General features: G+C 45.6%; 16 protein-coding genes. 1 reads left to right on the forward strand and 15 read right to left on the reverse strand.

Annotated features, from left to right (window positions below):
• Window positions 1-84: 84 nt before the first annotated feature.
• The 7 genes from RAC86_RS24245 to csoR all read right to left on the reverse strand — a co-directional run bounded on the left by RAC86_RS24245 (window position 85) and on the right by csoR (window position 7,438).
• A complete protein-coding gene (locus tag RAC86_RS24245) occupies window positions 85-693 on the reverse strand; it encodes a trimeric intracellular cation channel family protein (RefSeq protein WP_003219999.1) in 609 nt (202 codons plus the stop codon).
• Between the two features lie 184 nt (window positions 694-877).
• Window positions 878-1,294, reverse strand: a complete 417-nt coding sequence (locus RAC86_RS24250; RefSeq protein ID WP_003235152.1) for a disulfide oxidoreductase — start codon at window positions 1,292-1,294, stop codon at window positions 878-880.
• Window positions 1,295-1,298: 4 nt separating this feature from the next.
• The gene (gene bdbD, locus RAC86_RS24255; protein WP_072565263.1) at window positions 1,299-1,967 is read right to left on the reverse strand and encodes a disulfide bond formation protein BdbD; all 669 of its coding nucleotides are present in this window, start codon (window positions 1,965-1,967) and stop codon (window positions 1,299-1,301) included.
• A gap of 120 nt (window positions 1,968-2,087) precedes the next feature.
• Window positions 2,088-4,196: a heavy metal translocating P-type ATPase gene (locus RAC86_RS24260; protein WP_152024354.1), complete on the reverse strand. Its 2,109-nt coding sequence runs from the start codon at window positions 4,194-4,196 to the stop codon at window positions 2,088-2,090.
• A gap of 157 nt (window positions 4,197-4,353) precedes the next feature.
• The gene (gene copA, locus RAC86_RS24265) at window positions 4,354-6,765 is read right to left on the reverse strand and encodes a copper-exporting P-type ATPase CopA (RefSeq protein ID WP_072565265.1); all 2,412 of its coding nucleotides are present in this window, start codon (window positions 6,763-6,765) and stop codon (window positions 4,354-4,356) included.
• 83 nt (window positions 6,766-6,848) lie between these two features.
• Window positions 6,849-7,058, reverse strand: a complete 210-nt coding sequence (gene copZ / locus RAC86_RS24270; RefSeq protein ID WP_014115156.1) for a copper chaperone CopZ — start codon at window positions 7,056-7,058, stop codon at window positions 6,849-6,851.
• 74 nt (window positions 7,059-7,132) lie between these two features.
• Entirely contained in the window at window positions 7,133-7,438 is a 306-nt protein-coding gene (gene csoR / locus RAC86_RS24275) for a copper-sensing transcriptional repressor CsoR (protein WP_014115157.1), read from the reverse strand.
• 117 nt (window positions 7,439-7,555) lie between these two features.
• Between csoR and RAC86_RS24280 the strand changes: the two genes are divergently transcribed.
• Window positions 7,556-8,641, forward strand: coding sequence for an oxidoreductase (locus RAC86_RS24280; RefSeq protein WP_072565266.1), 1,086 nt, complete (start codon window positions 7,556-7,558; stop codon window positions 8,639-8,641).
• Window positions 8,642-8,678: 37 nt separating this feature from the next.
• On the opposite strand, the gene azoRB is transcribed toward RAC86_RS24280, so the two are convergent.
• The 8 genes from azoRB to RAC86_RS24320 form a co-directional block, all read right to left on the reverse strand.
• On the reverse strand, window positions 8,679-9,314 hold the full coding sequence (gene azoRB / locus RAC86_RS24285; RefSeq protein WP_014115159.1) for an FMN-dependent NADH-azoreductase AzoRB: 636 nt from the start codon (window positions 9,312-9,314) through the stop codon (window positions 8,679-8,681).
• Between the two features lie 159 nt (window positions 9,315-9,473).
• Entirely contained in the window at window positions 9,474-11,372 is a 1,899-nt protein-coding gene (locus RAC86_RS24290) for an FUSC family protein (RefSeq protein ID WP_072565267.1), read from the reverse strand.
• Window positions 11,373-11,477: 105 nt separating this feature from the next.
• Complete coding sequence (locus RAC86_RS24295) at window positions 11,478-12,134, reverse strand: GntR family transcriptional regulator (RefSeq protein WP_014115161.1); 657 nt, start codon at window positions 12,132-12,134, stop codon at window positions 11,478-11,480.
• A 7-nt stretch (window positions 12,135-12,141) separates the two neighbouring features.
• Window positions 12,142-13,089 carry an EamA family transporter gene (locus RAC86_RS24300; protein WP_072565268.1) on the reverse strand — a complete coding sequence of 316 codons (948 nt, stop codon included), beginning with the start codon at window positions 13,087-13,089 and terminating at the stop codon, window positions 12,142-12,144.
• A gap of 99 nt (window positions 13,090-13,188) precedes the next feature.
• A complete protein-coding gene (locus RAC86_RS24305; RefSeq protein ID WP_014115164.1) occupies window positions 13,189-13,590 on the reverse strand; it encodes a YvaD family protein in 402 nt (133 codons plus the stop codon).
• Window positions 13,587-13,946: a DMT family transporter gene (locus tag RAC86_RS24310; RefSeq protein WP_014115165.1), complete on the reverse strand. Its 360-nt coding sequence runs from the start codon at window positions 13,944-13,946 to the stop codon at window positions 13,587-13,589. Before RAC86_RS24310 ends, RAC86_RS24305 begins: the two co-directional genes overlap by 4 nt.
• On the reverse strand, window positions 13,943-14,515 hold the full coding sequence (locus tag RAC86_RS24315; RefSeq protein ID WP_061187926.1) for a TetR/AcrR family transcriptional regulator: 573 nt from the start codon (window positions 14,513-14,515) through the stop codon (window positions 13,943-13,945). Before RAC86_RS24315 ends, RAC86_RS24310 begins: the two co-directional genes overlap by 4 nt.
• A 111-nt stretch (window positions 14,516-14,626) precedes the next feature.
• Window positions 14,627-15,116: SDR family NAD(P)-dependent oxidoreductase (locus tag RAC86_RS24320; protein WP_377886096.1), on the reverse strand; the 490-nt coding region annotated here is incomplete at its 5' end.

The following is a 15,116-nucleotide window of genomic DNA, read 5'->3' on the forward strand; positions in this document are numbered from 1 at the left end:
AGCACATTCACCCAATATCAATCAAGGTTTGGGTTATTTATATGCAAAAAAACCGATTTCAAATTGAAATCGGTTTTTTTGATGTTAGTTATCTAAACGAAAAGAACGGTTTGGCAGCTTCCAATTAAACATATAAGAACAAACGCGGCAAACAACGAGCACGAAAAACAGGACGTACAAGCCAAATGAGTTTCCCAGCCAGCCCAAGCCGACGATTAAACCGCCGAGAGCCGCCCAGACTGCATAAATTTCTGCTTTCAGCACAAGCGGTTTGCGTCCGGCAAGAAGATCACGGATGATTCCGCCGCCGCTTCCCGTCAGCACCGCAGCCACGATGACAGCACTAAGCGGATGGCCCATTTTGACGGCATACAGTGCACCTTGGATGGCGAAGGCTGCGAGACCGATCGCATCTGATAAATTTCCCCACTTATTCCAATGCTTCAGCAGCAGCTTCGGGAACAGAAATACAATCGTAATGGATAAGAGCGCGATTTGAAAGTATGCTCCCTGCTCCCATAGTGCTGACACCGGAACACCGATCAGCAAATTGCGGATCGCTCCGCCTCCAAAAGCTGTGACAATCCCTAATATATAAACTCCTAAAATATCATATTCCTCTTCCATCGCAACAATTGCGCCGCTGACTGCAAACGCAATGATGCCTATCACACTGAGCAGCTCCCAAGCCATTCTGATGACTCCCTTTATGTTTGTTAAATTTTCTGACGACCTCTAGATTTTATAATCGCTCAAGCGTAAAATCAATAACATTTTCACGATAAAAAAAGATAAATTTAGAGGGAATACCGCTATTGCTGATGGACATGAGTTTGCGAAATTTAAAAAGCGCCCGGCATACGCGGGCGCTTTTTTGTTATTCAGATTTTTCGCCTTTCAGCAGACACATAAATACAATAATCAGGATAAAAGCAATCAGGGCCAGGAATGGAATGGTAATAAAACCAAACCAGTTAATATATTGGCCTGAGCACGGCACACCGCTTACACACGGCTTAATGCCGGTAAAGCCGGGCACTTTTTGCTCTAAGTAGTGCATGATCGAAATAAATGCTCCGATAATCGCCATGGGGAGCACATATTTTTTCACGCGTGTGTCTCCTTGAAAGGTGGCGATGCCTAAAATCAGGACGAGCGGATACATGAGGATACGCTGGTACCAGCACAGTTCACATGGAATGAACTTTCTGATTTCACTGAAATACAGGCTGCCCAGCATAGCGACAAGAGCCACAACCCAGGAAGCATATAAAAATACAATTCTATTTTTCATATGATTACTTCCCTTTCAGCTCTTTTTCTATCGTTTCTTTGATTTCATTATAATCCGCAAAATTTTTGATCACTTTATCATTTACGTAAATCGTTGGTGTTGCGTTTACGTTCATTTTTTGATTAAGGTCTGAGTCCTTTTCCACTTGAGAAGCAAATGTTTCCTTATCAAGATTGTCCTTGAGCGTCTCAGGTTTTACCTTTGTGGTGCTTTTGGCAAGATCACCGAGAACAGCTGGGGTTACCCATTCCTGTTCTGTGTCCGGCTGTTTTTCGAACAGCTTTTCATGGAATGCCCAGAAAGAGTCAGGATCTTCTTTCCATACTTCTTCTGATGCAAGAGCCGCTAATCTCGAACCTTTTCCATGGAACATGACGTTCACGAAGGAAAATTTCACGTCGCCCTTATCAATAAAGTCTTTTTGTATTTTTGGAAAGATGTCACTGTTAAACACCTTGCAAGACGGACATTTGTAATCTCCGAATTCTACTACAGTTACCGGCGCATCATCCTTGCCAAGCACAGGCTGGCCTTTGATAGACGGCTGTCCGGAAACCGCTTCATTGCCTTGTTCCGTTTTGTTATTAATGATGACAATGGCTGCTAGCAAGACAACAACCACAACCGTAAGGATGACCGCGAATTTCGCAGAAGACTGCTGTTTCTTTTTCACTCCGACACCTCATCGTTTTAAAATTAAAAAAAGAAGCGGATCGCAATAGACCCACTTCTTTATTTTAACAAGACAAGTGCCTATAAGAAAACCCCGAAAAAATGAATTCTCTCCGACAATTTATCTGTTTTCGAGACGCATGACGCGCATCGCGTTTGCCACAGCGAGCAGTGTAACGCCGACATCTGAGAAAACCGCTTCCCACATGGTTGCAATTCCAAATGCTCCAAGAATGAGAAAGATCGCTTTCACACCTAAAGCAAAGCCGATGTTTTGCCACACGATTCGCCGTGTCCGTTTCGCAATCCGAATCGCTTCTGCTATTTTTGACGGCTGATCTGTCATCAGCACGACGTCTGCGGCTTCTACCGCGGCGTCTGAGCCAAGGCCGCCCATGGCCGCTCCGATATCTGCGCGCGCAAGCACCGGCGTATCATTGATGCCGTCACCGACAAAAATGAGTTTTTCATTTGGCGAAAGCTTGGCTTCTAATGCTTCGACCCGTGCGACTTTATCCTGCGGCAGCAGCTCCGCATATACCTCGTCGATGCCAAGCTGTTTTCCGACGGCTTCTCCCGTTTGTTTCGAATCACCTGTCAGCATAACTGTCTGTTTGATTCCAAACGATTTCAGATCAGCAATCGCCTGTGCTGCATCTTCTTTTACTTCATCCGCTATGATGATTGCTCCGGCATAGCGTTGATCAACAGCAATGTGTACGATTGTTCCGGCATATTCATCCGGGACGCTCTCAATCTGTTCTCTTTCCATGAGCTTTTTATTTCCAGCAAGGATTTCTGTTCCATTTACTTTTGCAAAAATGCCGTGGCCGGATATTTCCTCATATGACTCTATTGCGTCAGAGGAGAGCATTTTCCCGTAAGCTTTACGCACAGATTCGGCAATCGGATGCTGGGAATGAAGCTCAGCATATGCCGCCGCTTCAAGTAAACTTTCCTTTGTAAATCCTTCAGCAGGTTTGATTTCTGTCACTTCAAAGCTGCCTTTTGTTAATGTTCCTGTTTTATCAAACACAGCATATTTGACTTGATTCAAGGCTTCTAAATAATTGCTTCCCTTCACAAGTACTCCGGCCTTTGAGGCTGCTCCGATTCCGCCGAAGAAACCAAGAGGAATAGAGACAACAAGCGCACATGGACAAGAAATCACTAAGAAAATAAGTGCGCGGTACACCCAATCAGAAAATGCGGCGCCAGGAAGAACAAGCGGCGGGACAAAGGCCAGCAATACCGCGATGATCACAACAGCAGGTGTATAATACTTAGCAAACTTCGTGATAAAGTTTTCTGTCCGGGCTTTACGGCTGCTCGCATTCTGAACCAAGTCTAATATTTTTGATACTGCAGACTCTTGGTAGCCCTTTGTGACTTCAATATGCAGAACGCCGTTTTGATTGATGAAGCCTGACATCACATCTTGTCCTTCTGCAGCTTTTCTCGGAACGGACTCACCTGTCAAAGCAGACGTATCAACCATCGCTGATCCCTGCACGACCTTACCGTCAAGGGGTATGCTTTCTCCCGGATTGACTACAATGATGTCTCCTGTTTTTACGTCCTCCGGAGAAACCTGTTCGATGCCGTTCTCTGTTTTGACATTGGCGTAATCAGGCCGGATGTCCATTAACGCACTGATTGATTTTCTGGACCGGCTGACAGCGGCTCCTTGAAAAAGCTCACCGATTTGATAAAACAGCATAACTGCGACGCCTTCAGGGTATTGCTGAATCAGAAAAGCGCCGATCGTGGCAAGAGCCATTAAGAAATGCTCATCAAATATCTGACCGCGGCTGATGTTTTTGACTGCACGGATGATAATGTCACCGCCAATGATCAAATAGGCAGCGAGAAAAAGGAAAAATTCGATTGTTTCGGAATGAACCAAATATGCCACTGCCCCGAGAATGACAGCCGCTGCCATTCTGATCAGCATATTGATCATTCGATTACGATAGCCGTCATCAGCTGATTTCTTTTTATGCTTTTGACGAACCGATACATGCGGATCGATTGATTTTACTTTTTTCTCCACTTTATTGGTGACCCATTGCTCTTCTTTCCCATCGGCTGAGACAGTTAAGGTGCTTGCCGCAAAATTTACCGCGCATCCGTCAATGCCTTTTATGCCTTTGACTCCATTTTCGATTTTTTGAGCACAATTGCTGCAATCCAAACCGTCCAGAACGTATTCCTGTTTCACTAGTCTCACCTTACCTTCCGATTTAGGGTTCCCTCTTCAAAGCGTATCAATGAGTGTTGGTATTGTTTTTATATATGAGCACATACTCATATATCGGTTACATCTATTATATGTCGTTTTCCAAGAAAGTGTCAATGTAAAACAAAAACCGGCATATAGCCGGTTTTTATTTTACTTTCTGCAGACGCAGCGCATTCAGAACAACGGAAACGGAACTGAACGCCATTGCTGCTCCCGCTATCCATGGCGCTAAAAATCCGAGCGCCGCGATTGGGATGCCGAGGCTGTTATAGCCAAGCGCCCAGAATAAGTTTTGTTTAATGTTTTTCATTGTCAGTCTGCTCATGCGGATTGCGTCGGCAATGCTGTTCAGGTCGCCGCGAATCAACGTAATGTCTGCTGTTTCCATAGCAATGTCCGTGCCTGTTCCAATCGCCATGCCGATATCGGCAGTGGCAAGCGCCGGCGCATCGTTAATTCCATCGCCTACCATGGCCGTCTGGCGGCCTTCTTTTTGCAAGCGGGAAATTTCTGCTGCCTTTTGTTCAGGAAGGACTTCCGCAATGACACTCGTAATCCCCGCTTCCCTGGCGATGGCTTCAGCGGTTCTGCGGTTGTCTCCTGTCATCATGATGACATCCAGGCCCAACTCTTTCAGACGGGCTACTGCCGCCCGTGACGTGTCTTTTATCGTATCGGCAACCGCTACAACGCCCGCGGCTTCACCATCAATGGAGACAAGCATAACTGTTTTCCCTTCTGCCTCAAGTTCTTCCATTTGGGCAAGAAGGGCTCCATGCTCAACCTGTTCGCTCTCCATTAACTTTCTTGTGCCGACGAGAATGGTTTTTCCTCCGGCTTCAGCCAAAATGCCTGCGCCGATTTTTGCTTCAAAGCGGGTCATCTTCGGTATCTCAAGCCCTTTTTCTTTCACTCCGGCAACAATCGCTTCACCGAGCGGATGCTCCGATCCCAATTCAGCTGCCGCCGCAAATTGAAGCAGATCTGTTTCTTCAAAACGGCCGAACGGAATGGCATCTGTCAGTCGCGGCTTCCCGTTTGTCACAGTTCCGGTTTTATCGAGAACAATCGTATCGAGATGATGTGCTTTTTCTAAATGCTCGCCGCCCTTAAAAAGGATCCCGAATTCAGCAGCGCGCCCAGATCCAGCCATAATGCTCGTCGGAGTGGCAAGGCCCAAGGCGCACGGGCAGGCAATGACGAGAACGGCAATAAACTTACTGATCGCTTCGGCAAAATCGCCGGGAGCCGCCCAAAGATACCAAATGAGGAAAGTGAGAACGGCAATCCCCAATACGATGGGTACAAAAATGCCGGAAATCTGATCAGCGAGACGCTGGATCGGCGCTTTTGATCCTTGTGCTTCCTCGACAATTTTGATGATATGAGAAAGTGCCGTATCCTTTCCAACGTTGACAGCTTTGATTTTCAGGAAGCCGTTTGAGTTGACGGTTGCACCTGTCACGCTGTCACCTGGATTTTTGTCAACAGGAAGACTTTCTCCTGTAATCATCGATTCATCTACTGCCGAGCGGCCTTCAACTACTTCTCCGTCGACAGGAATTCGTTCGCCCGGTTTGACGTAAACAATGTCATTGACAAGCACTTCATCAATTGGAATGATTTGCTCCTGTCCGTCTCTTACGACAGTCGCTGTTTTCGCTTGAAGCTTCATCAACTTCTTAATGGCATCCGAAGAACGACCCTTTGCTTTTGTTTCAAACAGCTTGCCTAATAAAATCAACGTCAGCAAAATTGCGCTTGTTTCATAGTAAAGACCATCTGTATGCCCATGGGAACCAACGCTTTGAATCGTAAGATAAAGACTGTAAGCGTAAGCAGCCGACGTTCCAAGCGCAACCAATACATCCATATTGGCGCTCTTATTTCTGAGCGCCTTATACGCCCCCGCATAAAACGGCCAGCCGATCAGAAACTGGACTGGTGTCGCCAGCGCAAACTGCATCCACGGATTGAGGAAAATATCCGGCACCCAAATGAACGATGTAAACGTAAAATGGCTCACCATCGCCCAAAGCAATGGGAATGATAGAACCGCTGAAAAAATCAGTCTCGCCGTTTGCTTCCGTTCTTCTTTCTTTTTAGAAGCTGCTGCTTCACGTTCCTCATCGCCCTTGGGCTGAAGCTTATATCCCAGCTTATCTACCACTTCTTTGAAATCGGTGACAGACGTTTCTTTTGGATTGTACTCGATTGTAACGGTTTCTAGAGCGAAGTTTACAGGAGCATTGGTGACGCCTTCTATTTTGTTAAGCCGCTTTTCAATCCGATTTGCGCAGGCCGCACAGGTCATGCCTTCAATATCGAATTCAGCTTTTTCTGTTATGACGTGATAGCCCAGCTTTTCAATTTTTTCCTGAATCGCTGCAGCCCCTGTTTCAGCAGGATCGAAGGTGACATTTGACGTTTCGGTTGCCAGATTGACATTGGCATCTGTGACACCCGGCATCCGCTTGAGGCCTTTTTCAATTCTGGATGCACATGCCGCACAGGTCATCCCAGATACCTGCATCGCGATTTCCTTTTGTTCACTCAACATACTCACTCCTTTATATACACCCGGGGGGTATATAAAAATGAAAGAAATATCGCGCCTTCATAAAGGCGCGATACCTTGAATCAATCGGCTACATCATAGCCTTGATCTTCTATCGCATCCGTAATGTCTTTGACTGATACTTTGTCAGCATCAAACGAAACATCGACTTTTCCCGCTTCTAGGTTGACATGAACAGCACTGACGCCATCCAGTTCTCCTACGCTCGTTTCCACTGCTTTGACGCAGTGCTGACAAGACATTCCTTCAACTTGCAATGTTTTTTGTTCCATATGAATTCCTCCTGTTTATTCTTTCTGTTTTCATCCTACCATACCCCCGTAGGGTATTACAATAAAAAAAGACTTTATGATTTTGTGAACTTTTTAAATACGTCCAAAAGCTCAGAAATGGCCTGTTCCCCGTCTCCACTTTTGATGGCATCTGCTACACAATGATGGGCGTGGTCCTCAAGCAAGTGAAGCGCCACATTTTTCATTGCCGCCTGAACAGCCGAAATCTGCACAAGGATATCTACACAATATCTATCGTTTTCCACCATATTTTGAATGCCTCTGACTTGGCCCTCTATCCGCTTCAGCCGGTTTGTGATTTGATCCTTTTCTTTCGAGCTTTTATGGTTTAATGCTTTATGTTCGTTATGTTTCTCCATACGTACACCTCTGTTCCTTATATTAATTCCCATTATACTGATTGTCCAAACTGTTGTCTAAGCATGCCGCGGCAAAAAATGAATCAGTTAGGTTTTACCATTTGATCAGGAGGGTATATACTTCTTGTAAAAACGCTTTTAAAGGGGAGAAGAAAAGTGGATACGATAAAGGTTGGGATATTAGGGTACGGACTTTCTGGTTCTGTGTTTCACGCACCGCTGCTTGCTGTTCTGGATGAGTATCACATCAGCAAAGTCATGACATCGCGGACAGAAGAAGTGAAACGGGATTTTCCGGATGCTGAAGTTGTGCATGAGCTTGAGGAAATCACAAATGACCCGGCCATTGAGCTTGTCATCGTCACCACCCCGAGCGGCCTTCATTACGAGCATGCTATGGCATGCATACAGGCCGGAAAACATGTTGTGATGGAAAAACCGATGACAGCAACGGCCGAAGAGGGGGAGAAATTAAAGAAGGCTGCTGATGAAAAAGGTGTATTGTTAAGCGTATATCATAACCGACGCTGGGATAACGACTTTTTAACGATTAAAAAGCTGATCGCTGACGGATCGCTTGAAGATATCAATACATATCAAGTCTCCTATGACCGCTACAGACCTGAGGTTCAAGCACGGTGGCGTGAAAAAGAAGGCGCTGCCACTGGTACGCTGTATGATCTCGGCTCCCACATCATAGACCAAGCACTGCATTTGTTCGGGATGCCTAAAGCCGTTACTGCAAACGTGATGGCCCAGCGTGAAAATGCCGAAACAGTTGACTATTTTCATTTAACTCTAGATTATGGCAAGCTCCAAGCCATTCTATACGGAGGATCGATCGTTCCGGCAAACGGCCCTCGTTATCAAATCCACGGACAGCATTCCAGCTTTATAAAATACGGAATCGACGGACAGGAAGACGCACTCAGAGCGGGAAGAAAACCGGAGGATGACAGCTGGGGCGCGGATGATCCGGAGTATTATGGACAGCTGACAACCGTTCATGGCACGGACAAAAAAACAGAAACCATCCCATCAGTAAATGGCTCCTACCTTACCTATTACCGCAAAATAGCGGAAAGCATACGGGAAGGCGCAGCGCTGCCAGTCACCGCTGAGGAAGGTATTGATGTCATCCGCATCATTGAAGCCGCGATGAAAAGCAGTGAAGAGAAACGAACCATTATGCTGGAGCACTAAATAAAAGCCTCCCCATTAATTAGGGGAGGCTTTTTCATTAAAATGTTTTTCCTGCTTCTTTCGCACGCGCAATCGCGTCTTCTTTAATTTGCTGTGCTTTATCAGGCTCCGCATTATGTCCCTCTACGAAAATGCCATCGAAGGATGGTACACCGAAGAAGTTCATCATGATGCCGATGTAGCGGTGGCCCATTTCCATTTCAGCCGCAGGACCCTCTGAATAGTAGCCTCCGCGTGCTTGGATATGAATCGCTTTTTTATCAGTTAACAATCCGACAGGGCCTTGTTCAGTGTATTTGAATGATTTTCCTGCAACTGCAACAGAATCAAGATACGCTTTCATTACTGGCGGGAATGAGAAGTTCCATAAAGGAGTAACGAATACGTACTTATCGGCAGATACAAATTGATCGCTAAGCTCTCCCAGACGGCCGACTTTTGCTTTTTCGCTTTCAGAAAGCTCTTCAAAGCCTGTTCCTGATTGAAGCTTGCCCCAGCCGCTGAAAACATCTGCGTCAATGTGCGGGATGTCTTCATTGTACAAATCAATATGTACAACTTCATCATTTGGATTCGCTTCTTTGTAAGATTCAATGAATGCTTTACCTGTTGCCATACTGTAAGAAGTTGCTTCATCATGCGGGTGAGCAGTGATATACAATACTTTTGCCATTTTAACCAGCCCTTTCGTTTTTAAAAATCACACATCAATTATTATCATACAGATGCACTGCCATTATTCTTTCTCTCTTACGCTTTATTATAGAGACAACAAAAATTACTTTCAAGTAAAATATCTCGAATTAAAGATTATTTAACTCTTCCAAACTGTTCACTTTTCAAAAGCGGTCCGCAAGCCGGAATACAGTGCAGAGAGCTCCTTGCTGATCCGCGGATAATAAGGAACATTCGGTACTTGTATGTCCGCAGGCATCCTTTTCATCAAAGCGGATTGTTCAGCCTGTTCAAAAAATGCCCTTAGCTGCTTCATCTCTTCTTCAGAAAACGGAGCAGGCGGTCGATGATGGGCTTGTGCCGAGAGCAAATAATACCCTAAGTGCTGAGCACCGGAAATGGCAGGCCAAAGCGCATCCGCATGAGTATTGGGAAATTCCCCAAGCGCCTTGTCATACGCATCCCGAAGCCTGACCAGGCTCACCCTTAACTTGTGTTCGTCTGCTTTCAACCCGGTTAACAGTTTCTCCATAAACAGCCCTTCCATCCGGATTACGTCCCGCATCAGTTCAGGCAGCCGCTTCGTTGAAAATCGCCTCCACAAAAGCATCGTTCCCAATAGTCCGATCACGCTGCCAACAGCTACATCCATCAGCCTCGCTATCATAAAATAACCGCCGTCCGCACCGCCATGCATGCTTTCTGTAATGACAAGCGCATTTGCGGTCAAAAAAGGCACGGCCAGCGCATAATTGCGGACAATCAGCATCTCAAGAAGACATTGCAGCGCTGCAATACATAACGCAATATAAACACCGCCCGGTTTAACAAACAGGATTGCGCCTGCCAGCCCCACACCGATCACAGTTCCGGCCGAACGCTGAATGGCCCTGTGAAGCGTAAAGACAACAGTAGTGCCAAGCATGACCGCTGCTGCCGAAAGCGGAATCCAATAGGAGCGTGCAAAACCGAATGTAAGGGCAAACATATCGGCGGCAAACAGCACAATCCCGTACTTTAACGACCGTATCAAAACGGGAGACTGCCAGTCAAAGGCATTTCTCAAAAAGTAGAAAGAGGATGGCAGGCGGCTTGGTTCCCCGTCCAGCTGCTTATCAAACCGCCCTAAAGCGATATGCAAAGCCTCATTGATTTCTCCAAACAGCTTCCGGCTTGGCTCTGATTCATTCTCGTTAATCTGAAATGCACTGGAAACACGGGCATGCCCAAGCATATCTCCGGTTTGGCGGAGTGCCTTTTCAATCTGTGCCTTCTCTCCGTCTGGCGTTTCAGCTGAAAAATGAATGATGGCAAGGAATATGTCGTCAGCTTTTTCGAGCAGGCGGAAAAATCGTTCATCATGCTGTGATTTTTTCCGCCTGTTCCCCTTGCCGAGAACCGTTTGACGAGCTGTTCTGAGCATGAGCACCGTCTGATGCTGCGCGTTATGGAATCCTGACGTCCCAACGGCCGAAAGACATGCTGCCAGCTGATGGTATGTTTTTTGCAGCACTGCCTCCTCCGGTCCATGTTTGTTCCATAACCACCCGATTAAGGCGATACTCATGGCGAAAATGCCGCCGAGAAACGTCAATCCCGCTCTAAACAGCGCTTGTGAAGGGTCGGCCGGCAGCCCTGAGCTAACTAAAAAAGCAAGGACAAAAAACATCGGCGCAGGGCCTTGTATACCGAGCGCGCTAAAAATAAACATCGCCGCTGCACCGATCAGCCCCAGGACAGCCGCCATCATCCAAACCGTATCGGACAAAAGTGTGCCTAATCCAAATGAAAGGGCGATCCCAATGGAAACCAAGAGCAGCTTCAAAGCGCGCTTTTTATACGCTTCACCGCCCGCATATAAATAAACAAAGCCCCCGATGCTTGCAGTTAAACCGTAATCCGTGTGACCCGCCAATGCGCCGATCAGCACAGGAAACCCCGAAGCGATGCCTGATCCGATTGCCTTTTTCCATGGAAAGGGATGTGCATGAATGCGAAAGGCATCTTTCACGATGCTTGGCATGGTTCTTTGATTGTTCTCAGCAGTCTTGTTCATATGACAAAATCCTTTTCAATGAATGTGTAGAACTCTTCCCGTTTATCCGCTATAGTATGCCCCAAAAACGTTAAAAAAGCAGAGACCGTACCGTCTCTGCCTGTCTTACATCAATTTATTCGCAATATCCTGAATTGGCTTGATCCAGTTGCTGTACGTCAGCTCGGCCGCTTTTTTTCGATCCTTCTCCTTACATGCCTGAATGATTTGTTCATGCTCTTCAATCGAATTTTGCGGCGATTTGAAAAAAAGATATTCGAGCCGAAGAATATGCATATGAAGAACAGATGTGAAATTGCGGATATATTCATTATCGGCCGCATCAATCATGACATCATGAAACGTTTTATCAAGCCCAAGCACTTCATAGATTTCATTTCGGTCAATAGCCGCCTTCATTTGCTGATTGATCGCCGCCATCTCCTCCAAGTGGGATGACTGAATGTTTTCAATAGCCAGTTCGGCAGCGGTGGATTGCAGAGCCGCCATTGGCGGATACACCTTGAAAACATCGTTTTTTTCAATTTGTGAAATTCTTGTTTCTTTCCCCGGTGACATTTCAACAAAGCCTTGTACTGCCAATAATTGCAGAGCTTCTCTGACTGGCGTTCTGCTGACGCCAAGCGCTTTCGCTAACTCGTCGTCATTGATTTTTTCTCCAGGAGCAAGAATGCCTTCCACGATCCATTTTTGAATTTGTTCCAATGCAATCGTTTTAGCTGTCTGCCTGACAGGCTTCGGGGTATTTGACGGGATTGGCATAAAAGCATCACCTCTGAATATTGGTTTGTTTTTTTAACGTCGCCGATTTGCCGGCACTCTTCTTTTGCGATAAAACAAAAATCATTACCAAAATACATGCTGCTCCTGCCGCTTGATATAATCCAAAGGACACACCGAGCCACAGAATGGAGAATGCCACTGCCGCAACCGGCTCAGAGCACCCAAGCATGCTCGCTTCTTGCGGAAATAAGTATTTCAAGCTTGTCAAATACATATAAAAACCCAATAGCGTTCCGAAAATGACAATAAAACCGACTGATACGTTCTCAGAAATCGTCCATCCCTGTACATCAACGTCCCATGGGGGATGGATAAAGCTCATGCCAATGCCTCCGATCAGCATTCCCCAGCCAATGACGAGAGCAGATCCCCATTTTTTCAAGAGAGAACTGGAGTACAGCGTATAAAAGGCAAGAGCCGCAGCAGAAAGCAAGCCCCATATGACAGACAAAGGCGAGACGGTTAAATTATTAATACTTCCATTGGTCAGCAATAAAAAAGTGCCTCCCATAGCCAGCACAAGTGCGCAAATATCTGCAGACTGAAAGGAATTCTTCCGTGTCACAAGCATAAACAGCACAATCATAACGGGTGCCAAGTACTGAAGAAGCGTAGCTACAGCTGCATTTCCAGTTCCGATTGAAGCTAAAAATGTATACTGAACGCCCAGCATGCCGACAATCCCGAAAACAATCAGCTGGATAGCCGATTTTTGATCTTTCCATATCTCCCACACAGCACGTCTGTTTTTACCGGCAGATATGATCATCAGCAGAAGCAAGCCAGATAAAAGCAAACGCACGGTGACAAGCCACTCTACCGACACATCACTTGTTTCAAACAAATGCTGGGCAACAGTTCCCGATAATCCCCAAAAAGCAGCTCCAACAATGACCATAAAAAATCCGTACATCCGTTGTTTTTGAGTCGCCAACGTACATCCTCCTGACAGATAATATGCAATATATTACATATTATATCGTTTCACTTTTCAGAAAACAAAGGTTTTTTACAAACATAAAAACAGTGCCTGTCAGCACTGCTTTGTTGCATTACTCTCCTTTAAGAGAAGATGAATAAAAAATAAAGGATAAATTAACAGATATCCGTTAAACAGCCACCAAACAAGATCAAAGTCCCTGCTGAATGTCCAGAATGAAATCGCCTGAAGGCCTGAACAACAGGTCAGCACAAGTGAAATCAGCGCCATCAGCTTCCAGTCAGCACGATTCACCCGATGTAAGTACAAGCTGTACAACCCTGTTAAAGAGATTAAGATATCCAGCGGGAAAAAAGACCAGTTCCAGGCGATCATAAACGGATGGTCATGGTGTTTAAAAGCCCAGCTTTCCGGTATCAGTGAAAACCCGGCTGACAGCCAGTACAAGATAAAACCGATATCAGTCACGAGAAAAAACAGTTTCATATATCTCATTTGTACTGCCCGCTTTTATGTACCGGCTCAGACACCGCAGCATGCTCGATCAGATTTAAAGACACAACACCGGCAATAATCAATCCAATTGAAATGAGTTTCATGACACTAACATGTTCTTGAAAAAACAAAAAACCAACGACTGTAATCAGGACAATTCCCATCCCTGACCATACAGCATAAGCAACAGATACATCAATGGATTTTAGCGTAAGCGTCAGAAAGAAGAGACTGCCGCCATAAAAGAAAATCAACAGCACGCTGGGAGTAAGCTTTGTAAAACCTGACGATAGCTTCATGCTGACCGTCCCGGCAACTTCAAACAGAATCGCTAAGCATAGAAACACCCAATTCACGTCGCATCAGCCTCCTCATCAGCTGTTATGCCGTTAAACAATACATCTACAATTGATTCAAGAACCTCTCCTGTCGTGAATTGATGTTTGAGCGGATATTCAGGGTCATACACTTGGTTGATGCTTCCTATATACATATGAACAAACAAGTCCGGGTTGATGTTTCTGATTCTTTTTTGCTGTTTGCACTCGTTTAATAACTCTAGGACAACCGTCCATTCTTCCTTAATAAACGTATCTAATGTAAGCCACGCTTCGTAATGGTATTTCTTCAGTTCACTTAATAATCCCATGTTCAGAAGTTCCATTCCCTGCGGAAGACCGATCAGCATTTTTTTCACTTTTTCAAGCACATCTAAACTTTCATTCTCATAAATGTCTCTTTCCATTTGCTTCATCTCTGCGATAAATTGCTCGACAACCGCTTCCGCAAGTTTGTCTTTTGATGAATAATGCGCATAGAGCGTCCGCTTGCTCGTTCCCAGCGCTGCCGCCAAATCATTCATCGTAAATGAAAATCCTTTCTGCCTGATCAGCCGGATGGTTTCCTCAAGAATTCTTTTTTCCAAATCAATCCCCTCGCTTCCGGTACTAAAAAAACTATATTGGTACCAAAATTATACGACAGCAATTTATGGAAATCAACATCATATAAAAAAACCTCTCCCAAAAGGAGAGGTTTAAAAGACACTGCGGACCAAACCGCCGTCCGCCCGAAGTGCCGCGCCATTGATCGCAGAGGAAAGCGGACTGCTTAAAAATGTAACGAAGTGGGCGATTTCTTCCGGACGGATCAGTCTTTGAATAATGGATGTCGGCCGGTTTTCTTTCATAAAACGTGCCTCAGCTTCTTGAACAGTCAGGTTTTCACCAGGATAAAGCGAATTCAGCATTGTTTCCACACCCTCTGTTAAGGTAGAGCCCGGCATGACGGTGTTGACCGTGACATTCGTACCGGTTGCCAGCTCCGCCAAACTGCGGGAAATGGACAGCTGCATCGTTTTTGTCGCACTGTAATGGGCCATTTCCTGTGACGGCATAATCGCCGCTTCACTGGCAATGAAAATCACACGCCCTTCTTTTTTCTCTATCATGTTGTGCAAATATTTGCGTGTCAGCCTTACCCCGCTCATAATGTTCACTTCAAAAAAACGAAACCATTCATCATCA

The organism is Bacillus sp. LR_5 (assembly GCF_042709275.1).